Origin of the sequence: Bordetella petrii (assembly GCF_000067205.1) — a bacterium.
Classification (GTDB): domain Bacteria; phylum Pseudomonadota; class Gammaproteobacteria; order Burkholderiales; family Burkholderiaceae_B; genus Bordetella_A; species Bordetella_A petrii.
Map to the genome: position 1 here is coordinate 3312097 of NC_010170.1, position 26133 is coordinate 3338229.

24 protein-coding genes are annotated in these 26133 nt (G+C 68.1%); 17 read left to right on the top strand and 7 right to left on the bottom strand.

Annotation, left to right across the window (positions count from 1 at the left end; translation table 11 throughout):
• The first annotated feature begins 27 nt into the window (after window positions 1–27).
• The 4 genes from kynA (at window position 28) to BPET_RS16000 (ending at window position 4602) form a co-directional block, all read left to right on the top strand.
• On the top strand, window positions 28–876 hold the full coding sequence (kynA, locus tag BPET_RS15985) for a tryptophan 2,3-dioxygenase (protein WP_012250055.1): 849 nt from the start codon (window positions 28–30) through the stop codon (window positions 874–876).
• 202 nt (window positions 877–1078) lie between these two features.
• Window positions 1079–1345, top strand: coding sequence for a type B 50S ribosomal protein L31 (locus BPET_RS15990; protein ID WP_041862984.1), 267 nt, complete (start codon window positions 1079–1081; stop codon window positions 1343–1345).
• A 120-nt stretch (window positions 1346–1465) separates the two neighbouring features.
• Window positions 1466–3196, top strand: a complete 1731-nt coding sequence (locus BPET_RS15995; protein ID WP_012250057.1) for an ArnT family glycosyltransferase — start codon at window positions 1466–1468, stop codon at window positions 3194–3196.
• The gene (locus BPET_RS16000; protein WP_012250058.1) at window positions 3193–4602 is read left to right on the top strand and encodes an MATE family efflux transporter; all 1410 of its coding nucleotides are present in this window, start codon (window positions 3193–3195) and stop codon (window positions 4600–4602) included. Before BPET_RS15995 ends, BPET_RS16000 begins: the two co-directional genes overlap by 4 nt.
• Here BPET_RS16000 and BPET_RS16005 read toward each other — a convergent pair.
• From BPET_RS16005 to radA, 3 genes are all read right to left on the bottom strand, one after another.
• Window positions 4581–4808: a hypothetical protein gene (locus BPET_RS16005; protein ID WP_012250059.1), complete on the bottom strand. Its 228-nt coding sequence runs from the start codon at window positions 4806–4808 to the stop codon at window positions 4581–4583. The two genes, BPET_RS16000 and BPET_RS16005, sit on opposite strands and share 22 nt — an antisense overlap.
• 232 nt (window positions 4809–5040) lie before the next feature.
• Entirely contained in the window at window positions 5041–5823 is a 783-nt protein-coding gene (locus BPET_RS16010) for a sulfite exporter TauE/SafE family protein (RefSeq protein ID WP_012250060.1), read from the bottom strand.
• Between the two features lie 63 nt (window positions 5824–5886).
• Window positions 5887–7248, bottom strand: a complete 1362-nt coding sequence (gene radA, locus BPET_RS16015; protein ID WP_012250061.1) for a DNA repair protein RadA — start codon at window positions 7246–7248, stop codon at window positions 5887–5889.
• Between the two features lie 153 nt (window positions 7249–7401).
• Between radA and BPET_RS16020 the strand changes: the two genes are divergently transcribed.
• Genes BPET_RS16020 through BPET_RS16030 form a run of 3 tightly spaced genes read left to right on the top strand, consistent with a single transcriptional unit; the run spans window position 7402 to window position 10453 of the window.
• Entirely contained in the window at window positions 7402–9150 is a 1749-nt protein-coding gene (locus BPET_RS16020; RefSeq protein WP_012250062.1) for a vWA domain-containing protein, read from the top strand.
• A 2-nt stretch (window positions 9151–9152) separates the two neighbouring features.
• The gene (locus tag BPET_RS16025) at window positions 9153–9785 is read left to right on the top strand and encodes an RNA polymerase sigma factor (RefSeq protein WP_231852602.1); all 633 of its coding nucleotides are present in this window, start codon (window positions 9153–9155) and stop codon (window positions 9783–9785) included.
• Window positions 9782–10453: a hypothetical protein gene (locus tag BPET_RS16030; RefSeq protein ID WP_012250064.1), complete on the top strand. Its 672-nt coding sequence runs from the start codon at window positions 9782–9784 to the stop codon at window positions 10451–10453. Before BPET_RS16025 ends, BPET_RS16030 begins: the two co-directional genes overlap by 4 nt.
• Before the next feature lie 23 nt (window positions 10454–10476).
• Here the strand turns inward: BPET_RS16030 and BPET_RS16035 are convergent, their stop codons facing one another.
• Both BPET_RS16035 and alr read right to left on the bottom strand, forming a co-directional pair.
• Complete coding sequence (locus BPET_RS16035) at window positions 10477–11193, bottom strand: SDR family oxidoreductase (RefSeq protein WP_012250065.1); 717 nt, start codon at window positions 11191–11193, stop codon at window positions 10477–10479.
• A gap of 22 nt (window positions 11194–11215) precedes the next feature.
• Complete coding sequence (gene alr, locus BPET_RS16040) at window positions 11216–12346, bottom strand: alanine racemase (protein ID WP_012250066.1); 1131 nt, start codon at window positions 12344–12346, stop codon at window positions 11216–11218.
• Between the two features lie 135 nt (window positions 12347–12481).
• On the opposite strand from alr, the gene hpnC reads away from it, so the two are divergent.
• Genes hpnC through hpnE form a run of 3 tightly spaced genes read left to right on the top strand, consistent with a single transcriptional unit; the run spans window position 12482 to window position 15538 of the window.
• Entirely contained in the window at window positions 12482–13306 is an 825-nt protein-coding gene (hpnC, locus tag BPET_RS16045) for a squalene synthase HpnC (RefSeq protein ID WP_012250067.1), read from the top strand.
• 37 nt (window positions 13307–13343) lie between these two features.
• Complete coding sequence (hpnD, locus tag BPET_RS16050) at window positions 13344–14207, top strand: presqualene diphosphate synthase HpnD (protein ID WP_012250068.1); 864 nt, start codon at window positions 13344–13346, stop codon at window positions 14205–14207.
• The gene (gene hpnE, locus BPET_RS16055; protein WP_012250069.1) at window positions 14204–15538 is read left to right on the top strand and encodes a hydroxysqualene dehydroxylase HpnE; all 1335 of its coding nucleotides are present in this window, start codon (window positions 14204–14206) and stop codon (window positions 15536–15538) included. The genes hpnD and hpnE overlap by 4 nt, the downstream gene beginning before the upstream one ends.
• Window positions 15539–15559: 21 nt before the next feature.
• Here hpnE and crcB read toward each other — a convergent pair whose 3' ends face one another.
• The gene (gene crcB, locus BPET_RS16060) at window positions 15560–15946 is read right to left on the bottom strand and encodes a fluoride efflux transporter CrcB (RefSeq protein ID WP_012250070.1); all 387 of its coding nucleotides are present in this window, start codon (window positions 15944–15946) and stop codon (window positions 15560–15562) included.
• A 177-nt stretch (window positions 15947–16123) separates the two neighbouring features.
• Between crcB and BPET_RS16070 the strand changes: the two genes are divergently transcribed.
• The 6 genes from BPET_RS16070 (at window position 16124) to BPET_RS16095 (ending at window position 21731) form a co-directional block, all read left to right on the top strand.
• A protein-coding gene (locus tag BPET_RS16070; RefSeq protein WP_085970191.1) for an IS3 family transposase occupies window positions 16124–17298 on the top strand; the annotation gives its coding sequence in 2 pieces (ribosomal slippage) (window positions 16124–16373 and window positions 16373–17298; 1176 coding nt in all).
• A gap of 88 nt (window positions 17299–17386) precedes the next feature.
• Complete coding sequence (locus BPET_RS16075) at window positions 17387–17923, top strand: PepSY-associated TM helix domain-containing protein (RefSeq protein ID WP_012250071.1); 537 nt, start codon at window positions 17387–17389, stop codon at window positions 17921–17923.
• Between the two features lie 22 nt (window positions 17924–17945).
• Window positions 17946–18461, top strand: coding sequence for a DUF2271 domain-containing protein (locus BPET_RS16080; RefSeq protein WP_012250072.1), 516 nt, complete (start codon window positions 17946–17948; stop codon window positions 18459–18461).
• Window positions 18462–18486: 25 nt separating this feature from the next.
• Entirely contained in the window at window positions 18487–19287 is an 801-nt protein-coding gene (locus BPET_RS16085; RefSeq protein ID WP_012250073.1) for a DUF4198 domain-containing protein, read from the top strand.
• A 21-nt stretch (window positions 19288–19308) separates the two neighbouring features.
• Complete coding sequence (locus BPET_RS16090; protein WP_012250074.1) at window positions 19309–20343, top strand: FAD:protein FMN transferase; 1035 nt, start codon at window positions 19309–19311, stop codon at window positions 20341–20343.
• Between the two features lie 8 nt (window positions 20344–20351).
• Window positions 20352–21731, top strand: coding sequence for a sulfite reductase subunit alpha (locus BPET_RS16095; RefSeq protein ID WP_012250075.1), 1380 nt, complete (start codon window positions 20352–20354; stop codon window positions 21729–21731).
• Window positions 21732–22452: 721 nt separating this feature from the next.
• Here BPET_RS16095 and clpB read toward each other — a convergent pair.
• On the bottom strand, window positions 22453–25047 hold the full coding sequence (gene clpB, locus BPET_RS16100) for an ATP-dependent chaperone ClpB (protein ID WP_041862986.1): 2595 nt from the start codon (window positions 25045–25047) through the stop codon (window positions 22453–22455).
• 349 nt (window positions 25048–25396) lie between these two features.
• On the opposite strand from clpB, the gene BPET_RS16105 reads away from it, so the two are divergent.
• Complete coding sequence (locus BPET_RS16105) at window positions 25397–26125, top strand: helix-turn-helix domain-containing protein (protein ID WP_012250077.1); 729 nt, start codon at window positions 25397–25399, stop codon at window positions 26123–26125.
• Window positions 26126–26133: the final 8 nt, after the last annotated feature.

Below are 26133 nucleotides of genomic sequence, written 5' to 3' on the forward strand. Positions count from 1 at the left end.
GCGGCCCGCCATCAGGCAAGACTGTCGATGAATACCTCACACCGCCCCGAAGACATCGTCCGCGACGAACAGGCGCAGCTGGACTACGCCAGCGACATGACCTACGGCGACTATCTGCACCTGGATGAGCTGCTGGGCGCGCAGCATCCGCTGTCGCCCGAACACAACGAAATGCTGTTCATCGTGCAGCACCAGACCAGCGAGCTCTGGATGAAGCTGATGCTGCACGAGCTGCGCGCCGCCATCGCCAACGTGGCGCAGGACCGGCTGCCGCCGGCCTTCAAGATGCTGGCGCGCGTCAGCAAGATCATGGAACAACTGGTGCACGCCTGGGACGTGCTGGCTACCATGACGCCGCCCGAGTATTCGGCGCTGCGCCCGTACCTGGCGCGCTCAAGCGGCTTCCAGAGCTACCAGTACCGCCAGATCGAGTTTCTGCTGGGCAACAAGAACGCCGCCATGCTGCGGCCGCACGCGCACCGCGCCGAACTGCTGGCCGAAGTGCAGGCCGCCTTCCAGGCGCCCTCGCTGTACGACGAGTCGCTGCGCCTGCTGGCGCGCAACGGCCTGGACGTGCCGGCCAGCCACCTGGAGCGCGACTGGACCCTGCCCTACCAGGCTGATCCGGCCGTCGAGGCGGCCTGGCTGCAGGTGTACCGCCAGCCAGAGCGCTACTGGGACCTGTATCAGCTCGGCGAGAAGCTCACCGACCTGGAAGACGCCTTCCGGCTGTGGCGCTTTCGCCACGTGACGACGGTGGAGCGCATCATCGGCTTCAAGCGCGGCACCGGCGGCACCTCCGGCGTGGCCTATCTGCGCAAGATGCTGGATGTCGTACTGTTTCCGGAAATCTGGGCGCTGCGCACCGACCTGTAGCCATGCGGCTCGCCAGGTCCGCCCACCCCGCCCGGCGCGCCAGCCGATGGGCAAGGCCTGGCAAAACACGGAAACCATGCTAGAATGCGGGGTTACTTCCTGGATACGTGGCTGCCAGGTTCGCTGCAAGGCAATTGCAAGCGGAACTGTTCGGCTGGCGACCCGCAAACCCCCGGCCAGACCGGAAGAACCGGAATTCATCATGAAAGAAGGCATTCACCCCGAATACCGCGAAGTGGTGTTCATGGACGTGCAAACGGGCAACAAGTTCGTAACGCGTTCCACCATCAACACCCGCGAAACCATCGACCTCGACGGCAAGACGTACCCGCTCTTCAAGTGCGACGTCACGTCTGAATCGCACCCCTTCTACACGGGCGCGCAGACCCGCATCGTCGAAACCGGCCGCGTCGAGAAATTCCGCGCCCGCTTCGCCCGCACGGCCGGCACGGTCAAGTCGGCGTCGTAAACTTGCTCCTCGGCGAGGCGCAGCAAAAAAGCAGCCTTCGGGCTGCTTTTTTTTCCGCGCCGGCCTCATCCCTCCCCGTTTCTGGGCCCCCGGCCCGCGCTGCTCGGTTACATTAGCCACGTGCCTTCTACAACGCGTTCCACCCCGGCCCGGCTGACTATCTCGGCCACCGCCAAATTGCCCCGTCTGGTGCTGCTGGGGCTGTCGCTGGCCTATATTCTGGCCGGTCTGTTCATGCGCGACCCCTGGAAGACCGACGACGCCGTGGGCCTGGCCACGATGATCACGGCCGTGCGCGAAGGCGGCTCGACCTGGCTGCTGCCGCAGGTAGGGCAACTGGCCTTCGCCGAGGAAGGCCCACTGATCACCTGGGCCGGCGCGCTATGCATGTGGCTGTTCGGGCCGCTGATCGGCGATATTCCCGCCGGCCGGCTGCCTAACCTGGCGTGGTTCGGTATTACCACCGTCAGCGTCTGGTACGGCACGTACTTGCTTGGGCGGCGCGCCGAGGCCCAACCGCTGGCCCTGCCGTTCGGCGGCGAGCCGGCCGCGCGCGATTACGGCCGCATGCTGGCCGACGCCGCCTTGCTGCTGCTGCTGGCCACGGTGGGCATTCTGCAGCGTACCCACGAAACCTCCGTCGTGCCGGCGATCATGGCGTGGCAGGCGCTGGCGTTCTATTCGCTGGCGCGCACGCTCGACCGCCCTGCCACCGGCGCCGCCACCCTGGGTGTCGCGCTGGCGGCCAGTTTTCTCACGCGCGGCTGGGTCGGGGCGCTGCCCATCATGCTGGGGGCCGCGCTGGCGTTTCATCCGCGCAGCGCCCTATGGGCGCGGCGCCGCTGGCTGCCCCTGGCCGCGGGCGTGGCCGCGGCGCTGATGCTGGCCTGGTGGATACCCGCCGCCCAGGGCAGCGATTACTGGATCAGCAACTGGAAAACCTGGAACGCAGCCTCGTTCGACTGGCCTGACCTGGCCGACGCCGGGCGCACGCTGCGCGACCTGCCCTGGTACCTGTGGCCCACCTGGCCGCTGGCCCTGCTGGCCGTGTGGCGCTGGCGCGACTGGCTGTACGCGCCGCACATCTGGCTGCCGCTGGTGCTGGCGGCGTTCGCCGGCGTGCAATTGTTCTTCCTGGAAGAGCCCACCGATTCCGAATTCATCCTGCTGGCGGTGCCTTGCTCCATCCTGGCCGCTTTCTCGCTGCCAACCTTGCGGCGCGGCGTGGTCAATACGCTGGACTGGTTCGCGGTCATGTGTTTTTCATTGACGGTTGCCACGGCCTGGCTGGGCTGGGTCGCGCTGCATTTCGGCTGGCCGGCGCAGATTGCCCGCAATATCGCCCGCCAGACCGCAGGCTACGAGCCGGTAATTTCCTGGATCGCGTTCGCGCTGGCGCTGCTGGTGACGGCGGCCTGGGTGGCGCTGGTGGCGTGGCGGCTGCGCTCTCACCCGGCCGCGCTGTGGCGCGGCACGGTCCTGTCGGCCAGCGGCCTGACCGCCACGTGGATACTGCTGGTGCTGCTGTGGCAGCCCGCCGTCAATTACGCGCGCAGCTATCGCGACATGTCGAGCGAACTGGCGGCCGCGCTGGCCCAGTACCGCCAGCCGGGCGAATGTGTTCGCGGGCTGAGCGTGGGCAGCGGCCAGCGCGCGTCGCTGCTGATTTTCGACAATCTCACGCTCAGCTACGACTCGAAATGCCCGCTGGTATTGCAGCAGACTACCCGCGAGCGCCTGCGCGAGGGCGCGGCCGCCTATAGCGAAGGCGCGCAAGAGCTGTGGCGCGGCGGCCGCCGCGCCGACCGGCACGAGATTTTCCGGCTGCTGCGCATCTCGCCGGCGCGATGAGCCCCCCCGCCCCACAGGCACGCGGCTTCGGCGCCGCGATGCTGGATATTGCCCGCCAGGCCTGGCCAGTGCTGGTCAGCCAATGGGCCGGCATCGCATTCGGCGTGCTCGACACCGCCATGACCGGCCACGCCAGCGCGGCCGACCTGGCAGCCATGTCGCTGTCCATGTCCGTCTACATCACGATCTTCGTCGGGCTGATGGGCGTGGTGCATGCCCTGATCCCCATTCTTGCCCAGCATTTCGGCGCCGGCCGCCTGGGCGACGTGGGCCGCACCTGGGGCCAGGGCGTGTGGCTGGCGCTGGGCCTGGCCGCGCTGGGCGCGGTACTGATGATGTTTCCCGACGTCTGGCTGTCGTTGTCGGGCGACGTGGCGCCAGAGGTGCGCGAACGGGTCACGGGCTATCTGCGGGCGCTCGCGCTGGCGCTGCCGGCCGCGCTGATGTTTCGCACCATCTATGCTTTGGGCACCGCCGTGTCGCGCCCCAAGGTAGTGATGACGATCAACCTGGCCGGCGTGGGCTTCAAGGCGTTCTTCAACTGGCTGCTGATCTACGGTCACTTTGGCCTGCCCGCCTTGGGCGCGACGGGCGCCGGGCTGGCCACCGCCATCGTGTCGTGGACGAGCCTGGCGGTGGGCCTGTGGTTCATTATGCGCCACCGCTATTTCCGCCGCTTCGGCCTGACGCTGGGGCGTCCGTCGTGGCACGCCCAGAAAGAACTGCTGCGGCTGGGCCTGCCCATGGGAGGCTCATACCTGGTGGAGGTGTCCGCATTCACGTTCATGGCCCTGCTGGTGGCGCGCGAGGGCACGTATGTCAGCGGCGGCCACCAGATCATGTCTAACCTGGCTGCCCTGTGCTACATGATGCCGATGGCGCTGGGGGTGGCCACGGCCTCGCTGACCGCGCAGGCTATTGGCGCCGGGCAGTTGGGCCTGGCGCAACGCACCGGCCTGGCCGGCATGGCGCTGGGCCTGCTGGGCGCGCTGCTGACGGCGTTAGCGCTGCTGGCCGGCCGCGACCTGATCCTGGCCGCCTATACCGACGACGCACAGGTGGCGGCGGTGGCCGGCGCGCTGTTGGCGATGATCCCGCTGTTCCACTTGTGCGATTCGATGCAGTGCATTAATTCGTACGTGCTGCGCGCCTACAAGGTGGCGGTGGTGCCGCTGCTGCTGCAGATTGTGGCGCTGGCCGGGGTGGGCCTGCTGGGCGGCTGGTGGCTGGGCTTCGGGCCCGGCCGCGGCGGGCTGGACTGGCTGCGCATGCTGGTGATTCCCGATTCGCCCGTGGGCGCCGGCACCATGTGGCTGATGGCCATGACCGGCCTGGCGTTATCGGCCCTGCTGCTGCACGTGTGGTACAGGAAGATCGTGCGCGACTACCGCTTGCGGGACCGCTGACCGGCCTGCGCGGCTTGCGCGGCCGGACGGGTGGCCTCGATGGTATCGGAGGACTCGCGCGCGGCGGGTTCGCGATCGCGCGTGAGCGTGTGCGCTTCGCGCTGGCCTTCGGCGTCGCGTCGCTCGGCGTGAGCTGGACCGCTGGCCAGCCCCAGGCACAGCGCCGACGTGGAAAGAAAGGCGGCGATACGGGCGGGTGTGGTCATGGGGTGCTCCTGAAACAAGCCGGGCAGAATGCCCGGTTCTATTGGAAAGCACTACGCCAGGAAGGTTCAACCGTACCGGAAAGTTTTGCGTGCGCTAACGAACGGTCATGAATGACCGGACACGGCCTTGTCATGCAGCCGAGTGAGGTTTTGGGGTCGTCCCGCGACGGCCACCCGACGCGGGACCGCGGCACAGTGCAATCACTCGATCGTCACAACACCCGCCTCTGCCTCAGGCTTCAAAGATCAGCAACAACACCGTGGCGAACAGCATGGCCGCGAAACAGGCGCGCAGCTTGCGCTCGGGCAGGCGGTAGGCCACGCGCACGCCCACCGGCACGAATAGCAGGCTGCCGGCCGCCAGCGGCAGGCCGATCCACCAGTTGGCCTGGCCTGCCCAGCTGTAGGTGGCCAGGGCGATGGTCGAGCCGGGAATGACCATGGTAAGCGCCAGCGCCTGGGCGGAAGTTTGAGGCAGCCGGAACACCGACGTCAGGATGGGCACGGCCATGACGGCGCCGCCCACGCCGAAGAACCCGCCCAGGGTGCCGCTGGCCACACCCAGCAGGGCGGCGCGCCCGCGTGTGAACGCCGGCGCGGGCCGGGCCTGGCGCGCCCGGCCCTTGGCCGCCGGGCGCGGCGCACGCGCGATTTTGTAAACGTAGAACACGGCCACGAAGAACAAGAACACCGCGAAACTCAGGCGCAGCGTGCCGGAGGGAATGCCCAGCGCCAGCCGCGCGCCCACCCAGGTGAACAGCACCGCGCCGATCGCGCCGGCAATGGCCGCCGGCCGATCGATGCGGGTGTGTTGGTTGTACTTGCGCACCGCCATGACGATGGTGGGCAGCACCATGATCAGGGCCGTGCCCTGGGCCAATTGCTGCGACATATCCATCAAGAGCACGAGCGCCGGAATGGCGATGAGGCCCCCGCCTATGCCCAGCACTCCGCCCAGGAATCCAATCAACGCGCCACATGCCAGGCAGATGCCCGTGACAATCCACAGGCTCATGCCTGATGCTCCTTGGTGATGATCATGTTCTGGAAAAACGTGCCCGGATGCCCTTGTCGCGGCTCATCGCAGCTTGTCCAGCGCGGCGTCCAGGCGGTCGACCGCCCAGATCTCCAGGCCCTCGATGGGCTGCCGCGGGGCATTGGCCTTGGGAATGAGCGCCGTGCTGAAGCCCAGCTTGGCGGCTTCGCGCAAGCGCTCCTGCCCGCGCGGCGCCGGACGGATCTCGCCGGCCAGGCCGACTTCGCCGAACGCGATCAATCCGCGCGGCAGGGGCCGGTCGCGCAGCGACGACATGATGGCCAGCAATACCGGCAGGTCGGCCGCGGGTTCGGTGATGCGCACCCCACCCACCGCGTTGACGAAGACATCCTGGTCGTAGGTGGATACGCCCGCGTGCCGGTGCAGCACGGCCAGCAGCATGGCCAGGCGATTGCCCTCCAGGCCCACCGTCAGGCGCTTGGGATTGGGCGCGTGCGAACTGTCGACCAGTGCTTGGATCTCGACCAGCAGCGGGCGCGTGCCTTCTTGCGTGGCCATGACACACGACCCCGCCACCTGTTGATCGTGCTGCGACAGGAACAGCGCCGACGGGTTGGCCACGCCGCGCAGGCCGCGATCGGTCATGGCGAACACGCCCAGTTCGTTGACGGCCCCGAAGCGGTTCTTGAAGGCCCGCACCAGGCGGAACGACGAATGGGTATCGCCCTCGAAATACAGCACGGTGTCGACGATGTGCTCGAGCACGCGCGGCCCGGCCAGCGCGCCGTCTTTGGTGACGTGCCCGATCATCACGATGGCGATGCCGGTCTGCTTGGCCAGGCGGGTGAGCTGGGCCGCGCATTCGCGCACCTGCGAGACCGAGCCGGGCGCGGCGGTGAGCTCGCCGCTGTACAGCGTCTGGATGGAATCGATGACCGCCACGGCCGGCTGTTGTTCGGACACCGCGGCCTGGATGGCTTCCAGGCGGATCTCGGCCAGCAGGTTCACATTGCCGGTCTGCAGGCCCAGGCGGCGAGCGCGCAGCGCCACCTGCTCGGCGGATTCTTCGCCGGTGACATACAGCACGCGGCTGTGGGCCGACATGGTGGCCAGGGCCTGCAGCAGCAGCGTGGACTTGCCGATGCCGGGGTCGCCGCCGATGAGAACCACGGCGCCGGCCACCAGGCCGCCGCCCAGCACGCGGTCGAACTCGTCGAGCCCCGTGGGCTGGCGCGGCGTTTCGCGGGCCTCGATGTCGGCCAGGCTGCGCACCGGGCTGGAGCTGGCCAGCGGCGCGTAGCGGTGCGCGGCGGCGGCCGGGCTGGCGGATTCAACGGTTTCTTCCAGGGTGTTCCAGGCGGCGCAATGCGGGCATTTGCCCTGCCATTTGGGGGTGGTGCCGCCGCATTCGGCGCAGACGTAGACGGTTCGAGGCTTGGCCATGGCGCAAGTTTACCGGCATTGGGCAGGCGGCCGCGGACGGCGCGCGCCCTCGCGGCGCGGATACGTTTCCTTGCAAAGCCACCAACAGATTTCAACCCCGTTTTACGTGGCGGTGCGTTTAACCGGAACGATCCCCAGACAAGGACCTGTTCCATGAGCCCGAACCAACGCCCTGCCCGCCTGATCTGCACCGCCCTGACCGCCGCCCTGCTGGCGGCGTGCTCGCCCCCCGCGCAAGACAGCGCGGCCGACGCCGCCCGCGCCCTGACTGGCGCCGGCAAGGCCGGCAATCCCGGCACTGTGCCGCCCGCGGTCCCCTCGGCCCCCCCGGCTCCACCGGCCGCCGAGGCCGATGCTGGGGCGCCGCGGGCGCGCCCGGGCGCCGCACTGACCCGGCAATACGCCCCCCAGGCCTACAGTGCGCAGCCTGCCGCGGTTTCGCTGCTGCCGGCGCCCTCGGGCTATTACGCGCCGCCGCAAGCCGAGGAACGCGAGAACTACGCGCGCTATCGCGACAACCCGGTGGTGGCCGCGCAAGAGCAGCCGGTGTCGACCTTCGGCGCGGATGTCGACACGGGGTCGTACACCAACGTGCGGCGCCTGCTCAACGAGGGCAGGCTGCCGCCGCCCGATGCGGTGCGCGCGGAAGAATTCATCAATTACTTCGACTACGGCTACGCCACGCCCGACTCGCGACAGCAACCGTTCAGCATCATCACCGAAGTGTCTGCCGCGCCGTGGAACCCACAACGCCAGCTGCTGAAGATCGGCATACAAGGCTACCGGGTGGCGCCACAAGACATACCGGCGGCCAACCTGGTGTTCCTGGTGGACACGTCGGGTTCGATGGCCGAGCGCGACAAGCTGCCGCTGATCAAGGGCGCGCTCAAGCAACTGGTGGCCCAGCTGCGTCCGCAGGACCGGGTGGCCATCGTGACCTATGCGGGTCAGGCGTCGATGACGCTGGATTCGACGCCCGGCGACCAGAAGGCCCGCATCAACGCCGCCATCGACGAGCTGCGCGCCGCGGGTTCGACCAATGGCGGCGCCGGCCTTGACCTGGCGTACGCGCAAGCCGCCAAAGGCTTCGTGAAGGGTGGCGTGAACCGCATCTTGCTGGCCAGCGACGGCGACTTCAACGTGGGCGCCACCGATCTCGAAGACCTGAAAGACAAGATTGCCCGCCAGCGCCAGGGCGGCATCGCGCTGACGACGCTGGGGGTGGGCGGCGGCAACTTTAATGACGCCCTGGCCATGCAACTGGCCGATGCGGGCAACGGCAGCTATCACTACCTGGACAGCTTGCGCGAAGCGCGCAAAGTGCTGGCCGCGCAGATGTCGTCCACCCTGCTGACCATTGCCCGCGACGTGAAAATACAGGTGGAATTCAACCCCGCCGTGGTGGCCGAGTACCGCCTGATCGGCTATGAAAAGCGCGCCCTGGCGCGCGAGGACTTCAACAACGACCGCGTCGATGCCGGCGAAATCGGCGCGGGCGCCAACGTGACGGCGCTGTACGAAATCACGCCGTTGGCGGCCGGCGGCGCCCGGCTCGATCCGCTGCGCTACGGTAAGCCGGCCGCGGACGCCGGACCCGCGGATGAACTGGCGTTCGTGCGCGTGCGCTACAAGCTGCCCGGCGCCAGCGACAGCCAGCTGGTGGAGCAGGCAGTGCCGCGCGCGGACGCGCGGGCCGCCGGCACGGACGGCATGCGGCGCGCGGCGGCGGCGGCGGCCTTCGCGCAATGGCTGCGCGGCGGCAAATACCTGGATGACTACTCCCCTGCCCAGATCGCCGCTCTGGCGCGCGGCGCCCGGGGCGACGACCCCCATGGGCTCAATGCCGAACTGGCGGCGCTGGTAGAAATGGCCGCCGGCCTGGGCACGCCTGCCGCACCATGAACATGACGGCCCCCTGGCCGGCGGCCGCGCCGCCGGCCAACAGGTGCGCGGGCGCAGCCGAAGGGATACACTCGGCCGCCATGGACATCCCGGGCGCCGACGACGAAACCCTGATGCAGGCCTACGGCGCCGGCAACCTGGCGGCATTCGACGCCCTGTATGCGCGCCATCGCGCCGGCCTGTATCGCTACATTCTGCGCAGCACGCGCAACCCGCACCAGGCCGACGACATTTTCCAGGAAACCTGGAGCCGGGTAATCGACGCCCGCGCCCGCTGGCAGCCGCGCGCCCGCTTCACCACCTGGCTGCTGCAGATCGCGCATAATCTGATCGTCGACGCCTACCGGCGCCAGCCCGCGCAGGCCGGTCCGCAAGAAACCGAGGCCGCGCTGGCCATGCTGGCAGCGGCCGAGCATGAGCAGCCCGAACAGCAGCTATCCGATTTCCAGACCCGGCGGCGCCTGCAGCTTGCCATCGAAAGCCTGCCGGACGAACAGCGTCATGCCATACTGCTGCGGCTGGAGCATGATCTGAGCCTGGAAGATATTGCCGACATTACCGGCGCGCCGCGCGAAACCGTGAAATCGCGCCTGCGCTATGCCACGCAGCGTATCCGTGAGGCCCTGAACGCATGACGGCCCATCCCCGCCCCCCACACGACGAAGACGACGACCTGGACTTGCGCGCCCTGTATCGCACGTTGCCGCGCGCCGAGCCTGGCCCGGCCCTGGATGCGTCGGTGCGCGACGCGGCCGCGCGCGCCACGGCGGCCGATCGCCGGGTGCAGCGCGAACGCCGGCTTTGGCATCCCGGCTGGGGCGTGGCGGCCTCGATCGTGCTGACCGCCTGCTTGTTTTTGTTGACTGATTTCGGCGACCAGGATGTGGCCGGCCTGGCCGATGCGCCGCCGGTGGATGCCGAACTGGCGCGGCCGCCACAGGCCATGCCGCCTAGGGCCGCGGCGCCCGTCCGGCCCGAGGCGCCAGCGGCGCTGCGCCGCTATGCCCCGGCCCGCCAAGCGGAACAAGCCGAGCCGGCCGCGCCGCCGGCGCCGGCTTATCGCGCACCGCCTGATGCCGCCGCGGGGGCCGCGCTGGCACCCGTGCCGCCCGCCCCCGATGTCCCGGCCGATGCCAACGCTGGCGCCGCGGGCGAAACCGAGGCGCGCATCGCGCATATTCGTGAACTGCTGCAGGATGGCCGGCGCGATGCCGCCCTGCGGGCCCTGCAAGACCTGCAGCGCGATGCGCCGGGCCTGGCCCTGCCGCCTGACCTGCAGGCGTTGCTGCCGCCGGCCCCCTAGGGCGGCCGCGCGCCACACTGGCCTTAGCGGCCCGCCAGGCTGCCGCCGCCGTCTACGCCCAGTACCTGGCCGGTGATGAAACCGGCTTCGTCGGACAGCAGGAAGGCGATGGCGGCCGCCACTTCGGCCGGCGTGCCCAGGCGCTTCATGGGAATGGAAGCCAGCGCGCGCTTTTCGCCATCGCTGCCGGCCGGCTGGGCCACGCGGAACAACTCGGTTTCGATCGGGCCGGGCGCCACGGCATTGACCGTGACGCCGTATTCGGCGAGCTCGAGCGCCCAGGTGCGCGTGCAGCCGATGAGGGCGCTCTTGGCGGCGGAGTAGCTGGTGCGATCGAGCCCGCCGTGGATGGCGCGGCTGGACACGTTGACGATGCGCCCGGTGCGCCGCACTTTCATGGACTCGACGAAGGCCTGGGTTACCTGCACCGCCACCCGCACGTTCAGGTCCATGACGTTATAGAGCGAGGCGAGGTCGATTTCGCCCAGCGGCTGGGGTCGCACGACGCCGACGTTGTTGACAATGGCGTCGACCGGGAATTTTTCGCGGATTTCACGCAGCACCTCTTCGGTGCGGCCAGCGTCGGCCAGGTCGCAGGCGTACAGGTAGCCCGGGAAATCGATGTGATCGGTATTGCGAGCGATACCCACGACATGACAGCCGAGGTCGGCCAGCTTCTGGGTCAGCGCCCAGCCGATGCCCTTGGTGGCGCCCGTCACCAGCACGCATTTGTCTTTCATGGAATTCCTCGCTTAAGAATGATCAGGAGTCGCGCTTGACCGGCACCCGGGGAGCCAGCGCGCACAGCAATTCATAGCCGATGGTGCCCGCCGCCTGGGCGACTTCGTCGACCGATGGGCCATCCTGGCCCCACAACGACACCGGGGTACCGATGCCCGCGGCAGGAACGGGGTCGAGATCGACCATGAGCATGTCCATGGACACGCGCCCCACCAGGCGGGTGCGCACGCCCCCCACCACGACGGGCGTGCCGGTGCCGGCGTGGCGCGGATAACCATCGGCATAGCCGCAGGCCACCACGCCGACCCGCATGGGGCGTTCGGCGCGGAAGGTGGCGCCATAACCGACTTCGGCGCCGGCGGGCAGGTCTTGCACGCCGATGATCTGCGAACGCAGCGACATGGCGGGCCGAAGGCCGAAACTGGCGGCATCGGCGTCGGCGAAAGGCGACGCGCCGTACAGGCAGATGCCCGGCCGCACCCAGTGCGCCTGCGCACCATGCGCCACGGCGATTTCGGGGTAGCGCAGCGTGGCCGCCGAGTTGCACACGCTGACCGGGCCGTCGGCCAGGCCCTGGGTGACGGACTGGAACACGCGCAGCTGCCCGGCCACGCCCGGCGTGCCGTCGGCGCAAGCGAAGTGAGTCATCCTGCCGACGGCCCCCACCACGCCCTGTTCGCGCAACTGCAGGGCGCGCGCATGCGCGCTGCCGTAGGCGTCGGGGTCGAAGCCCAGGCGGTTCATGCCGCTATTGAGCTTGAGCATGATGTCGACGCGCCGCGACAACCGGGCCTGCGCCAGCATGTCGAGCTGTTCGCGCGTGTGCACGGTGGCGCTGAGATGATAGCGGTCGATGAGGTCGAGATCGGCGGGCTGGAAGAAGCCTTCGAGCAGGAGAATGGGACCGCCCCACCCGGCCTCGCGGCAGCGCACGGCTTCGGCCAGGTCGAGCATGGCCAGGCCTTGCGCGGCCGAGAAGCCCGCCACGGCGGCTTCGATGCCATGGCCGTAGGCATTGGCCTTGATGACGGCCCAGATAGAGGGCGGCGCGCCACCGGCCGCCTGGGCGGCCTGGTCGAGATGACGGCGCACGACATCCAGATTGTGGGCCAGCGCGGCAAGCGAAATCGAAGCGTGAATGGGGCGTGGCATGGCAGCGATCCTGTGGCGCCTAGTCTAACTGATCTGCCCGCGAGCCGGCGACGCCGCCGCGCGCCGATACGGCGCGGGGACAAAGCGCCACTAAAATACCCGCACCGCGGCCATGGGGCCGCCGCCCGCATTTGTATGGCTGTCGATCATTACGAGAACTTTCCAGTTGCCTCGCTGTTGCTGCCTCGCCGGCTGCGCGGCCCGGTGACCGATATTTACCGCTATGCGCGCGCCGCCGACGATATCGCCGACGAAGGCGATGCCAGCGATGCCCAGCGCCTGGCCGGCCTGGCCGCCTTTCGCGCCGAACTGCATCGCATCGGCGCCGAGCCTGGCAGCGCGCCGGACGCCGCGCCCGAGCTGGCGCACATCTTCGCGCCGCTGGCGCGCACCATTGCGCGCCACCAATTGCCCATCACGCCGTTCTACGACCTGCTGTCGGCCTTCGAGCAGGACGTGACGGTCAAGCGCTATGATGACTACGCGGCGCTGCTCGATTACTGCACGCGGTCGGCCAACCCCGTGGGCCGCCTGATGCTGCATCTTTACGATGCCGCCACGCCAGATAACCTGGCCGAGTCCGACGCCATCTGCACCGGCCTGCAGCTCGTCAATTTCTGGCAAGACGTGCGGGTGGACTGGCGCAAGCAGCGCATTTACCTGCCACGCGCCGACATGCAACGCCACGGCGTCACCGAAGACGACCTGGCTGCCTGCCGGCTGACGCCCCAATGGCGCGCGCTGATGGCCTGCCAGGTCGAGCGCGCGCGGGCGCTGCTACACTCTGGCGCTCCACTGGCGCGCCGCCTGCCCGGCCGCATCGGCCTGGAATTGCGCATGGTCGTGCAGGGCGGACTGCGTATCCTGGAACGCATCGAGCACAACGGCTACGACGTCTTCCTGAATCGCCCCGAACTGCGCGCGCGCGACTGGCCCATCATTTTGTGGCGAGCCATCTAGGCCCCGACGGAACCACCAAGGAATACTCACCCCATTTATGACGCCTGACGATTACTGCCAGGAAAAGGCCGCCAAAAGCGGTTCGAGTTTCTATTATTCGTTCCTGTTCCTGCCACCCGAGCGCCGCCGCGCCATCACCGCGCTGTACGCCTTCTGCCGCGAGGTCGACGACGTGGTCGACGAATGCTCCGACCCGTCGGTGGCGCGCATCAAGCTGGCCTGGTGGCGCACGCAGGTCGACCACCTGTTTGCCGGCCAGGTGGAACACCCCGTGATGCGCGCGCTGCAGCCTCACCTGGAGTCCTGTGGCATTTCGCGCGAACGCATGCAGGCGGTGATCGACGGCATGGAAATGGACCTCGACCAGACCCGCTACCTGGACTGGCCGGGGTTGCGCAAGTACTGCTGGCATGCCGCCGGCGTGGTGGGCGAACTGTCGGCCGGCGTGTTCGGCTATGCCGATCCGCGCACCCTGGAATACGCCGGCAAGCTGGGGCTGGCGTTCCAGCTGACCAACATCATCCGCGACGTCGGCGACGACGCGCGGCGCGGCCGCATCTATTTGCCTGTAGACGACCTGCAGCGGTTCGACGTCAAGGCCGCCGAGATCCTGAACGGCACCTATTCCGACCGTTTCACCGCGCTGATGCGCTTTCAGACCGAGCGCGCCCGCCAGCTGTATGGCGAAGCCATGGCCAGCCTGCCCGAGACCGACCGCCGCGCGCAGCGCCCGGGCCTGATGATGGCGGCCATTTACCACGCCCTGCTCGATGAGATCGAACGCGACGAATGGCAGGTGCTGCATCAACGCATTTCGCTCACGCCCCTGCGCAAGCTGTGGCTGGCCTGGAAAACCTGGGTGGGCGGCGGCCGCGGCCTGGTGCGCCGCCTGGCACGATGAAAAAGGTCGCCGTCATCGGCGCCGGCTGGGCCGGCCTGGCCGCCTGCGCCGCCTTGCGCGAAGCCGATGCCCAGGTCACGGTCTTCGAAGCCGGGCGTACGCCGGGCGGACGGGCGCGGCGCGTGGTGCACCCCGAGTTCGGCGCACAGCTCGACAACGGCCAGCACATACTGCTGGGCGCCTATGACCAGACCCTGGACCTGATGCGGCGCGTGGGCCGCAATCCGGCCATGTTGCTGATGCGGCGATCGCTGCGGCTGGCCAGCCTGGACGGCACGTTCCGCCTGTCCGCGCCGGCCCTGCCCGCCCCGTGGCACGCGCTGGCGGCGCTGGCCACCGCGCGCGGGTTGCCATGGCGCGAACGCATGGATGCCCTGCGCATGATGCGGGGACTGAAAAACACCGGATGGCAGCCGCCGCGCGACTGGACCGTGGCGCAGTTGCTGGCCCATTACCGCCAGCCCGCCACCCTGACCCGCCTGGTCTGGGAACCGCTGTGCCTGGCCGCGCTGAACACGCCGCCGGCCGAGGCCAGCGCCGTCCTGTATGTCCGCATCCTGCGTGACAGCCTGGCGGGCAGCCGCCACGCCAGCGATCTGCTGCTGCCCTGCGTCGACCTGTCGGCGCTGTGGCCCGACGCGGTGGCCCTGCGGGCCAACATGCGCTATGGCGATACCGTGCGGCAACTGGTGCCGTCGGCCCGCGGCGTGGATGTGAATCGCGAACGCTTCGATGCCGCCGTGCTGGCGGTGCCTCCGTCAGTGGCCGCCCGGCTGCTGGGCAATGCCTTGCGCGAGGCCGGCTCACCCGGCCTGCTGAAGGCGCTGCAGGCGTTCGACTACCTGCCGATCGGCACGCTGAACCTGCGCCTGGCGGCCCCCTGGCCGCTGCCCGAGGCCATGATGCTGCTGCGCGAAGATGCGGCGCGCGGCCACGTGGGCCAATGGGTGTTCGATCGGTCGCGCCTGTCCGGGCGCGGCCCCGGCAGCGAACTGGCGGTCGTGACGAGCGCCGCGCGCGGCCTGGCCGAGGCCGACCGCGCCGCCGCCATCGCGGCGCTCACCGCCCAGGTAGCCGAGCAGGCGGCGCGTCATCCGGCGCGGCTGCCGCCCATGCCGGCCGTGCAGGCCGCTGAACTGTTCATCGAAAAACGCGCCACATTCGCCGCCGTGCCCGGGCTGGTGCGCCCGCTGAATACCACGCCATGGCCCACGCTGGCGCTCGCCGGCGACTGGACCGACACCGGGTATCCGGGCGTGCTCGAAGGCGCGGTGCGCAGCGGCCTGCAGGCCGCGCGCGTGCTGCTGGCGCGGCAAGGCCGCCAGGGCTGAACGCGGCGCGCAGCGCCTCGTTCAGCGCAGCGCGTGCGCGCTGGCCAGGCCCAGCGCCGTCAGCGCCAGCGACCCCACCAGGCTGAGCGCCGCATATCCCAAGGCAGTGGCGTAGGCGCCGCGTTCGAGCATGCCCACCGTTTCGGCGGAAAACGTGGAAAACGTGGTGAGTCCGCCCAGAAAACCCGTAACGGCCGCCAGGCGTATCCATTGCGGCCATTCAGGATGCGCCAGCAACACAGCCAGGGCCAGCCCGATCAGGTAGCCCCCCGCCAGGTTGACCAGCAAGGTGCCCCACGGCCACGCCGACGAATTCAGCCAGAGCCCGGCCAGCCAGCGCGCGCAGGCGCCCAGCGCGGCGCCGATCGCCACGGCGAGAAAGTTGAGCGGGATGAGTGTCTGCGTCATATTTTTTTGAGACTCATTCTCATTTAAGTGATAGAATCCGCAGCCTTGACCCGTAATGTCTCATGGACGGCAAACATTCCTCGCGTCGGCGGGCCTATTGGCTCAAGACACTGAGCTTGCCCGCAAAAAATGGATCCCTTGCTGAGTGTGTAAAACTCACGCAAGGAGGGAGGAAAGATGGGTAATCCGAGAGCTCGATATACGCAGGAATTCATGCTGGAAGCCGTGCGCATGGTCCGCGGCGGCCAGAGCATGGCGGCGGTGGCGAAGATACTGGGCATCAGCCCGAAGACGCTGCACAACTGGGTGAAGGCCGATGCCGCTGGGAAGCTGAACGGCGCAGGCAAACAGGTTTCTCCAGAACAGATGGAGATTGCCCGGCTGCGCGCGGAGTTGGCACGCGTGAAGATGGAGCGCGACATATTGGGAAAAGCCACGGCGTACTTTGCGAAGGTGTCGGCATGAAGTACGCCTGGATCGAGCTTCACAGCCGACAATGGCCGGTGTCCCTGAGCTGCCAGGTGCTGGGTGTCAGCCCCAGCGGTTACCACGCGCGCAAGGTGCGGGATGTCGATACTGACCGACCGCGCCGACGCATCAGCAACGACGCTCTGCTGGTGCACATCAAGGCCGTGCACGCTGAATCCAAAGGCGAGTACGGCTGGCCGCGCGTGTGGAAGCAACTGCTGGTCCAGGGCATTCGCGTCAGCAAGGATCGTGTCCAGCGGCTCATGAAGCTGCACGGCATCAAGGCGAAGACCAAACGCCGGTTCAAGGTCACGACCGACAGCAAACACAGCCTGCCGGTCGCACCGGACCTGCTGCAACGAGACTTCTCTCCCGCGCGTCCCGACCAGGTCTGGACTACGGACATCACGTACATCTGGACGGACGAGGGTTGGCTGTTTCTGACCGTCATTCTCGACCTGTTCAGCCGTCAGGTGGTGGGCTGGTCGATGCAGCCGCACATGCGCACGGAGCTGGTGTCTGATGCGCTGCGTATGGCGTGGTTTCGCCGCCGTCCGCAAGCGGGCCTGATCCTCCACAGTGACCGTGGCAGCCAGTATTGCAGTCATGACTTCCAGGACCTGCTCAAGGGCTACGGCATGCGCAGTTCGATGAGCCGTCGAGGCAATTGCTGGGACAACGCACCGACCGAGAGCCTGTGGGGATCGCTCAAGCGTGCACGCATCCTCGGCCAGCGCTTTGCAACGCGTCGCGAAGCGATGGACGAGGTAATCGACTGGTTGAGCTTCTACAATCATTCGCGCTTGCACTCGACGTTGGGCTACGTCAGCCCGATGCAATTCGAGCGGGACTGGTACGCCGCCCAGAACCAACGGGTGGCATAATCTCGCTCAGTTAAGGGATCCGAAATTCGCGGGCAACGTCACACTGCATCAATGGCACTGGATCAGTTCGGCATTATGCCTGCTGGGCATGCTGTTGTTCGCCGTTACCGGCCTGACTCTCAACAATGCCTCGCTGATCGAGGCGCGCCCCACGGTGACCAACCGCCAGGCGCAATTGCCGCCTGCGCTGCTCGGCCAGCTCAAGGCCGCCAATACCGGCGCCAGGCAAGCCGCCGTGCCAGCGCCCGTGGCCCAGTGGCTGGACAGTGAACTGGACGCGCAGGTGGCCGGCCGCGCGCCCGAGTGGTCGCCCGACGAACTGTATATCTCGCTGCCGCGCCCCGGCGGCGACGCCTGGCTGTCCATCGGCCTGGCCGACGGCGCCGTGGAATACGAGCGCACCGAACGCGGCTGGATCGCCTACTTGAACGACCTGCACAAGGGCCGCCACACAGGCACGGCGTGGAGCTGGTTCCTGGACGTATTCGCCGTGGCCTGTCTGGTGTTTTCGCTGACGGGCCTGGTGCTGCTGCAAATGCACGCCGGCCAGCGCGCCGCCACCTGGCCCATGGTCGGGTTGGGGCTGCTGATCCCGCTGGTGCTGGCCCTGCTGTACATCCACTGAAAACCGCGAGCCTGGAGATTCCATGCGCAAACTGCTGCTGTCGGCCCTGCTGGCCGGCCTGATCGCCCGGACGGCGCAGGCCGCCGACCTGGCCGTCAATATTGAAATACCCCGCCTGGACGTGGCCGAATACCACCGCCCGTATGTGGCCATCTGGCTCGAGCATTCCGACCAGAGCGTCGTGGCCGACCTGGCCGTGTGGTACGACGTTGCCAAGAAGAACAACGAAGGCGCGGAATGGTTGAAGGACATGCGCCAATGGTGGCGCCGCAGCGGCCGCAACCAGCAGTTTCCGGTGGATGGCGTCAGCGGCGCCACCCGCCCCGCCGGCAAGCACGAACTGGCTTTTGCCGGCGGCGGCAAGCCCTTGGCCAACCTGAAGCCCGGCCGCTATGCCGTGGTGGTGGAAGCCGCCCGCGAAGTAGGCGGGCGCGAGCTGGTGCGCGTGCCCTTCGCCTGGCCGCCCGAGCGGGCCGAACAACTGTCGGCCAGCGGCGAGCACGAGCTCGGCGCCATCGCCCTGACCCTGAAACCCTGACAGCCACCGATCTACCGGAGCCCCGATGAAACCTGCCGCCCGACTCGTTGCCACCCTGGCGCTCGCCCTGCCCGCCGTGGCCCATGCCCACGATGTGTGGATCGTGCCGTCTTCCACCGTGCTGTCCGGCACCGACAACTGGATCACGGTGGACGCCGCCGTCGGCAACGACAAGTTCTATTTCAACCACGCGCCGCTGCGCCTGGACAATCTCGTGATCCAGGCGCCGGACGGCAAGCCGGCGGAGGCCCGGAACCTCAACAAGGGCAAGCTGCGCAGCACCTTCGACGTGCAGCTCAATGAAGCCGGCACGTATCGCATCGCCGTGGTCAACGACGGCGTGTTCGCACGCTGGAAACAGGACGGCGCGCCGAAACGCTATTTTGGCAAGCCCGAGGGCCTGGCGGCAGCCGTGCCCGGCGATGCGCAAGACTTGGAAATCTCGCAGAGCCTGGGTCGGGTGGAAACCTTCGCCACGGCCGGCAAGCCCAGCGCGCTGCAACCGGCGGGCAAGGGCCTGGAGCTGGCGCCCGTCACGCACCCGAACGACCTGTACGCGGGTGAGACCGCCACGTTCCAGATGCTGCTCGACGGCAAGCCGGCGGCCGGGCTGGACGTGACCATCGTGCCTGGCGGCAGCCGCTATCGCGACAAGGTCGGCGAAATCGAAGCCAAGACGGGCCCGGACGGCAAGTTCCAGGTGCAATGGCCGCAGCCCGGCCTGTACTGGGTCGAAGCGCGCGCCGAAGACGACCAGACCAGCGTGCCGAAAGCCGCCAAGCGCCGCCTGTCGTATGCGGCAACCCTGGAAGTGCTGCAGCCGTAAGGCCGGCACGCAGGCGGTTTCATGGCGGTTTCTTCTACGTATGCGCCGGCCGGCGCGCCGCGCCCGGTTGCGCTGCCGCCCGGCTACGGCGCGATGCCGGCGCCGGCGGCGAGCGCCGTGCCGGCCGCGCTGGCCGGCGCCACCATGGGCACCACGTGGTCCGCGCGGCTGGCCTTGCCGCCCGGACTCGCGCCCGCGGTGGCGCGCGCCGCCATCCAGCAAGCGCTGGACGGCGTGGTCGCGCAGATGAGCACCTGGGACGACGCTTCGGATCTGTCGCGCTATAACCGCGCGGCGCAGGGCTGGCAGACGCTGCCGGCCGACTGTTTCCACGTGCTGCGGCACGCATTGCGGCTGGCCGCCGACACCGGCGGCGCCTACGATCCCACCGTGGGCCCGCTGGTGAACGCCTGGGGCTTCGGCCCGCCTCCGCACGCAAGCGAGCCGCCCGCCGCATCGGCCATTGACGCCTTGCGCCAACGCTGCGGCTGGCAGCGCATCCGCCTGGACGAACCCGCACGCCGCGCGTGGCAGCCCGGCGGCGCCTACCTGGATCTGTCGGCCATCGCCAAAGGCTACGGCGTCGACCGCGCGGCTCGCGCCCTGGACGACGCGGGCGTGACCCGTTACCTGGTAGAGGTGGGCGGCGAGCTGCGCGCGCGCGGCTGGCGACCCGACGGCCGGCCCTGGCGGGTCGCCATCGAAGTGCCCGACGGCAGCGATGACCATGCGCTGGCCCTGGCCTTGCAGGGCGGCGGCATCGCCACCTCGGGCGACTACCGGCGCTACCGGCACGCCGCCGGCGGCCGCTATGCGCACACGCTCGACCCGCGCACGGGCCGGCCCGTTGATAACGGCGTGGCCTCGGTCACCGTGGTGCATGACGAGGGCTGCATGCAGGCCGACGCGCTGGCCACCGCGCTGACCGTGCTGGGCGAGCGCGAGGGCCTGGCCTACGCGCGCCAGCACCGGCTGGCCGCGCTATTCATCGTGCGCGACGGAACGCGCCTGCGGCTCGCCGCCAGCGAGGCCTTCGCGGCCCTGGCCGCGGCCTGATCACCTTCATGGCACCCCGCCCGCTCGCCGCCTGCTGCGCCATTGTCCTGTGGCTGCTGCTGTGCCTGTGGGCATGGCGTCGGGCGCGGCGCCACGCGGCAATCCAGGCCCAGGCCGCGCGCGACCTGCGCGCGCCCGCCGACAGCCAGGCCATACTCGTGGCCCACGCCAGCCAGACAGGCCAGGCCGAGGCGCTGGCCCGCCAGACCGCCGAATCGCTGCGGCTGGGGGGCTTGCAAGCCCGCGTGGCGGCGCTGGGCCAACTGGACCTGGCCGCGTTGCGCGCCCACCCGCGCCTGCTGGTGGTGGCCAGCACCTACGGCGAAGGCGACCCACCCGACAATGCCGCCGCCTTCGCCGACCGGCTGATGGCCCTGGATGGCGCTGCCGCCCCGCTGCTGGGCGGCCTGACCTATGCGGTGCTGGCGCTGGGCGACAGCAGCTACCGGCACTTCTGCGGCTTCGGCCGCCGGCTCGATGCCTGGCTGCTCGAGCGCGGCGCCACGCCGCTATTTGATCGGGTCGAGGCGGACGACGCCGACCCGGCCGCCTTGCGCCACTGGCAGCATCACCTGGGCCTGCTGGCCGGGCGCGCGGACCTGCCCGACTGGGAAACGCCCGCCTACCAGCCATGGCGGCTGGCGCAGCGTACCCTGCTGAATCCGGGCAGCCAGGGCGGCCCATGCTTTCACCTGGTGCTGCAAGCGCCCGATGGCGGCGCGCCCGCCTGGCAGGCCGGCGATGTCGCCGAGATCGGCCCGCGCGAGCGGCGCGGCGGCGCGCTGCTGCCGCATCGCGAATACTCGGTGGCCTCGCTGCCCGCGGACGGCGGCGTGCATCTGCTGGTGCGGCAGATGCGTGGCGCCGACGGCAGCCTGGGCCTGGGCAGCGGCTGGCTGACCCACACCGCGCAAATCGGCGACCCGATCGACCTGCGTCTGCGCGCCAACTCCAATTTTCATCCACCGGCCGACGCGCGGCCACTGCTGCTCGTGGGCAACGGCACCGGGCTGGCCGGGCTGCGCGCCCTGCTCAAGGCGCGCATAACCGCGGGCCACTTCCGCAACTGGCTGGTGTTCGGCGAACGCCAGGCAGCGCACGATTGGTTTCTGCGCGAAGAAATCGCCGGCTGGCTGGCCCAGGGCCGCCTGCAGCGGCTGGACGCCGTGTTCTCGCGCGACACACCGGCACGGCGCTACGTGCAGCATGCGCTGCTGGACGCCGCCGACAGCGTGCGCGGCTGGGTGGACGAAGGCGCGAGCATTTATGTTTGCGGCAGCCTGCAAGGCATGGCCAGCGGCGTGGACGACGCGCTGGCGCAGATACTGGGCGCCGAACCACTGGCCGCGCTGCGCCGCGCCGGACGCTACCGGCGCGACGTGTATTGAACGCTGAACGCAACAAGTGTCAGGTTCCCGAAGATGTGCCAGGCGCCAGGCTCGCGAAGATTTAGCAGGTGTCAGGTTCCCGAAGATTTACCAGGTGTCAGGCTCCCGAAGATTTACCAGGTGTCAGGCTCCCAAAGGGTGCCTGACACCGTACAGCTGAGATCGGCTCTGCACACCTCGGTGTCTGACACCTTCGGAGTCAGACACCTGGCCTGATGCCGTTGCCAGGCTTGGGCCAGGCGGCAGGCTCGCCAACATATGCGAGGCGGCAGGCTCGCGAACATATGACAGGTGTCAGACTCCCGCAGATTTACCACGTGTCAGGCTCCCGCAGATTTGCCAGGTGTCAGGCTCCCGAAGGGTGCCTGACACCGTACTGCTGAGATCGGCTCTGCACACCTCGGTGTCTGACACCTTCGGAGTCAGACACCTGGCCTGATGCCGTTGCCGGGCTTGGGCCAGGCGGCAGGCTCGCGAACATATGACAGGCGTCAGGCTCCCGCAGATTTGCCAGGTGTCAGGCTCCCGAAGGGTGCCTGACACCGTACTGCTGAGATCGGCTCTGCACACCTCGGAGTCTGACACCTTCGGAGTCAGACACCTGACATGGCCTGACACCTGACATGAGCTGGCACCTGACATGGCCTGACACCTGACATGAGCTGGCACCTGACATGGTCTGACATCTGGCATGACCAAATACCAGGCATGCGAGACACCGTTACTGCAGCGTGCGGGTGAACACGAACTTGCCGTCGCGCCAATCCACCGGCACCACGTCGCGCGGCCCGAATTCGCCTTCCAGGATCAGCTTGGCGACCGGGTTCTCGATCTGCTGCTGGATGGCGCGCTTCAGCGGCCGGGCGCCGAACACCGGGTCGAACCCCGCGCGGGCCAGCTCGGCCAGCGCCGCGTCGGACACCTCGAGTCGCATTTCCTGGCGCTCGAGCCGCTCGGCCAGGCGCTTGAGTTGAATGCGCGCGATCGACTCGATGTGCTGCGCTTCCAGCCCGTGGAACACCACCACTTCGTCGATGCGGTTCAGGAATTCGGGGCGGAACGACTGCTTCAGCTCGTCCCACACCACTTCCTTGATCACCTCGTACGGCTGGCCCGCCATGCTCTGGATATGCTGCGACCCCAGGTTCGACGTCATCACGATGACCGTGTTGCGGAAGTCGACCGTGCGGCCCTGCCCGTCGGTCAGGCGGCCGTCGTCGAGCACCTGCAGCAGCACGTTGAAGACGTCGGGGTGGGCTTTCTCGACCTCGTCGAGCAGCACCACGCTGTACGGCTTGCGCCGCACCGCTTCGGTCAGGTAGCCGCCCTCTTCGTAGCCCACATATCCGGGCGGCGCGCCGATCAGGCGGGCCACCGAGTGCTTTTCCATGAACTCGCTCATGTCGATGCGGATCATGTGCTCTTCGGAATCGAACAGGAAATCGGCCAGCGCGCGGGTGAGTTCGGTCTTGCCCACGCCCGTGGGGCCCAGGAACAGGAACGACCCGTAAGGCCGCGACGGATCGGCCAGCCCGGCGCGCGAGCGCCGGATGGCGTCCGACACCAGCCGCACGGCTTCGTCCTGACCCACCACGCGCTTGTGCAGGTGGTCTTCCATCTGCAGCAGCTTTTCGCGTTCGCCCTGCATCATCTTGGCCACCGGAATGCCCGTGGCCCGCGACACGACTTCGGCGATTTCTTCTGCGCCGACCTGGGTACGCAACAGGCGCGGCTGGCCATCGGCCTTCTCGCCTTGCTGCTCCGCGGTGTCGGCCGCCTTCAGGCGTGCCTCGAGTTCGGGCAGCTTGCCGTATTGCAGCTCGGCCAGCTTGTCGAACTGGCCCTTGCGCTGCAGCTCGGCCATGTCGGCGCGCACGCGGTCGATTTCTTCCTTGATGGCCTGGGTGCCCTGCACCGACGCCTTCTCGGCCTTCCAGATTTCCTCGTAGTCGTTGTACTCGCGCTGCAGCTTCTCGAGCTCTTCCTCGATGACAGCCAGGCGGCGCTTGGACGCATCGTCAGACTCCTTGCGCACGGCCTCGCGCTCAATCTTGAGCTGGATGATGCGGCGGTCGAGCTTGTCCATCACTTCCGGCTTGGAATCGATTTCCATGCGGATACGCGCCGCGGCCTCGTCGATGAGGTCGATGGCCTTGTCGGGCAGGAAGCGGTCGGTAATGTAGCGATGCGACAGCTCGGCCGCCGCCACGATAGCCGGGTCGGTGATTTCCACGCCGTGGTGGATTTCATAGCGTTCCTGCAGCCCGCGCAGGATCGCGATGGTGGACTCGACATCGGGCTCGTTGACCAGCACCTTCTGGAAGCGGCGTTCGAGCGCCGCGTCTTTCTCGATGTACTTGCGGTATTCGTCGAGCGTGGTGGCGCCGATGCAGTGCAGCTCGCCACGTGCCAGCGCGGGCTTGAGCATGTTGCCCGCGTCCATGGCGCCTTCGGCCTTGCCGGCGCCCACCATGGTGTGCAGCTCGTCGATGAACACGATGTTCTGGCCGTCATCCTGCGCCAGTTCTTTCAGCACGGCCTTCAGGCGCTCTTCGAACTCGCCGCGGAACTTGGCGCCGGCCAGCAATGCCGCCAGGTCGAGCGACAGCACGCGCTTGCCGCGCAGGGTCTCGGGGACTTCATCGTTGACGATGCGCTGCGCCAAACCTTCCACGATGGCGGTCTTGCCCACGCCGGGCTCGCCGATCAGCACCGGGTTGTTCTTGGTGCGGCGCTGCAAAATCTGGATAGTGCGGCGAATTTCGTCGTCGCGGCCGATGACCGGATCGAGCTTGCCCTGGCGGGCGCGGTCAGTGAGGTCGAGCGTGTACTTGGCCAGCGCCTCGCGGTTGGACTCGCCTTCGGCGGCCGATACATTTTCGCCGCCGCGCACGGCGTCGATGGCCGCTTCCAGGGCCTTTTTCTGCAGGCCCGCGTCGCGCAGGATGATGCCGGCCGGGCCCTTATCGTCGGCCAGCGCCAGCAGAAACAGTTCGCTCGCGATGTAGGTGTCGCCGCGGCGGGCGGCTTCCTTGTCGGTGCGGGTCAGCACGGCCTGCAGGTCGCGGCCCACCTGAACGGTGTCAGTGCCCTGCACCTGCGGCAGGGCCTTCAGGGCCGCTTCGAGCGGCCCCCCGACACGGTTGACGGCCACGCCGGCGCGCGCCAGCAGGCTGGACGCGCCGCTGTCCGGGTCGGACAGCAACGCCGAGAGCACGTGCACGGGTTCAATGTAGGGGTGGTCGTTGCGGCCGGCCAAGCTTTGCGCGTCGGCCAGGGCTTGCTGGAACTTGGTGGTGAGTTTGTCGAATCGCATGGTGGTCGTTAGGCTGGATGGGGAGCCTGACCGGCGAGACGTCGCGGCTGGCTCGATGACTTGCATGTGCGGGCACAGCAGAGTTTTTCAAGACCTTGGCGCCATCAGGGGGATGCGTGGCGCGCGAGCAACAGTAGTATCACAACGAATGGCGCGATGCCATTACGGCAGCATAGCCCTATCGAACCTGCGGTGCTACCACAAACCGGGCGGCGCTACCACAAACCGTGGAAAAATGGGAAAACGGCTACAACGCACCTTATCTTCCAAGGAATACAATAGGGATTCATCATTATTTGTCGCCAAGCGCTGGCTCGCGTATAGGGCTTGAGCGGCATCAAGGTAAATCATGCAAAAACGTGTCCCCTTACCGCCGGAAGCCCCGAATTGCTCTACATGCATGCTGGGCCATGTATGCATTCCGGTGGGCATGGCGGCCGCCGACGTCGAACAGCTGGACGAACTCGTGCAAGAGCGCGTCCGGGTCGAAAAAGGCAAGCCGCTCTATACCCTGCAAGACCCGCTCGATGCGGTGTACAGCGTGCGTTATGGCAGTATGAAAACGCAAATCGAAGACGCCGCTGGCCATGTGCAGATCACCGGCTTTCACCTGCCCGGCGAAGTGGTGGGTCTGGACGGCATGCTCGAGGGCAAGCACGTATCCACCGCGCTGGCCATGGAAGACTCCGAAGTCTGTGTCATCCGCCTGTCGCAAATCGACCAGGTCGCCAGTCACCTGCCCTCGCTGCAGCACCAGATGCGCCGCCTGATGAGCCGCGAACTGGGACGGTCGTACCAGATGCTGGCTTCGCTGGGCGGCATGCGCTCCGAACAACGGCTGGCCGCGTTCCTGCTGAACCTGTCGCAGCGCTATGCGGCGCTGGGCTATTCGTCTACCGAATTCGTGCTGCGCATGAGCCGCGAAGAAATCGGCAATTACCTGGGTCTGACGCTGGAAACCGCCAGCCGGCTGTTTTCAAGATTTGCACGCGAAGGTTTGATTCGCATCAACCAACGTGAAGTTCGTTTGCTCGACCTGCCGGCCCTGAAGCAACTGCTGGGCCAAGAGAACTGCTGAGCGCTTCG

Excerpts from the sequence above, each read along its gene's own strand:
- kynA (WP_012250055.1), top strand. The coding sequence starts at position 28 with ATGAATACCTCACACCGCCCCGAAGACATCGTCCGCGACGAACAGGCG.
- BPET_RS15990 (WP_041862984.1), top strand. The coding sequence starts at position 1,079 with ATGAAAGAAGGCATTCACCCCGAATACCGCGAAGTGGTGTTCATGGAC.
- BPET_RS16000 (WP_012250058.1), top strand. The coding sequence starts at position 3,193 with ATGAGCCCCCCCGCCCCACAGGCACGCGGCTTCGGCGCCGCGATGCTG.
- BPET_RS16005 (WP_012250059.1), bottom strand. The coding sequence starts at position 4,808 with ATGACCACACCCGCCCGTATCGCCGCCTTTCTTTCCACGTCGGCGCTG.
- BPET_RS16010 (WP_012250060.1), bottom strand. The coding sequence starts at position 5,823 with ATGAGCCTGTGGATTGTCACGGGCATCTGCCTGGCATGTGGCGCGTTG.
- radA (WP_012250061.1), bottom strand. The coding sequence starts at position 7,248 with ATGGCCAAGCCTCGAACCGTCTACGTCTGCGCCGAATGCGGCGGCACC.
- BPET_RS16020 (WP_012250062.1), top strand. The coding sequence starts at position 7,402 with ATGAGCCCGAACCAACGCCCTGCCCGCCTGATCTGCACCGCCCTGACC.
- BPET_RS16025 (WP_231852602.1), top strand. The coding sequence starts at position 9,153 with ATGACGGCCCCCTGGCCGGCGGCCGCGCCGCCGGCCAACAGGTGCGCG.
- BPET_RS16030 (WP_012250064.1), top strand. The coding sequence starts at position 9,782 with ATGACGGCCCATCCCCGCCCCCCACACGACGAAGACGACGACCTGGAC.
- BPET_RS16035 (WP_012250065.1), bottom strand. The coding sequence starts at position 11,193 with ATGAAAGACAAATGCGTGCTGGTGACGGGCGCCACCAAGGGCATCGGC.
- alr (WP_012250066.1), bottom strand. The coding sequence starts at position 12,346 with ATGCCACGCCCCATTCACGCTTCGATTTCGCTTGCCGCGCTGGCCCAC.
- hpnC (WP_012250067.1), top strand. The coding sequence starts at position 12,482 with ATGGCTGTCGATCATTACGAGAACTTTCCAGTTGCCTCGCTGTTGCTG.
- hpnD (WP_012250068.1), top strand. The coding sequence starts at position 13,344 with ATGACGCCTGACGATTACTGCCAGGAAAAGGCCGCCAAAAGCGGTTCG.
- hpnE (WP_012250069.1), top strand. The coding sequence starts at position 14,204 with ATGAAAAAGGTCGCCGTCATCGGCGCCGGCTGGGCCGGCCTGGCCGCC.
- crcB (WP_012250070.1), bottom strand. The coding sequence starts at position 15,946 with ATGACGCAGACACTCATCCCGCTCAACTTTCTCGCCGTGGCGATCGGC.
- BPET_RS16075 (WP_012250071.1), top strand. The coding sequence starts at position 17,387 with ATGCTGTTGTTCGCCGTTACCGGCCTGACTCTCAACAATGCCTCGCTG.
- BPET_RS16080 (WP_012250072.1), top strand. The coding sequence starts at position 17,946 with ATGCGCAAACTGCTGCTGTCGGCCCTGCTGGCCGGCCTGATCGCCCGG.
- BPET_RS16085 (WP_012250073.1), top strand. The coding sequence starts at position 18,487 with ATGAAACCTGCCGCCCGACTCGTTGCCACCCTGGCGCTCGCCCTGCCC.
- BPET_RS16090 (WP_012250074.1), top strand. The coding sequence starts at position 19,309 with ATGGCGGTTTCTTCTACGTATGCGCCGGCCGGCGCGCCGCGCCCGGTT.
- BPET_RS16095 (WP_012250075.1), top strand. The coding sequence starts at position 20,352 with ATGGCACCCCGCCCGCTCGCCGCCTGCTGCGCCATTGTCCTGTGGCTG.
- clpB (WP_041862986.1), bottom strand. The coding sequence starts at position 25,047 with ATGCGATTCGACAAACTCACCACCAAGTTCCAGCAAGCCCTGGCCGAC.
- BPET_RS16105 (WP_012250077.1), top strand. The coding sequence starts at position 25,397 with ATGCAAAAACGTGTCCCCTTACCGCCGGAAGCCCCGAATTGCTCTACA.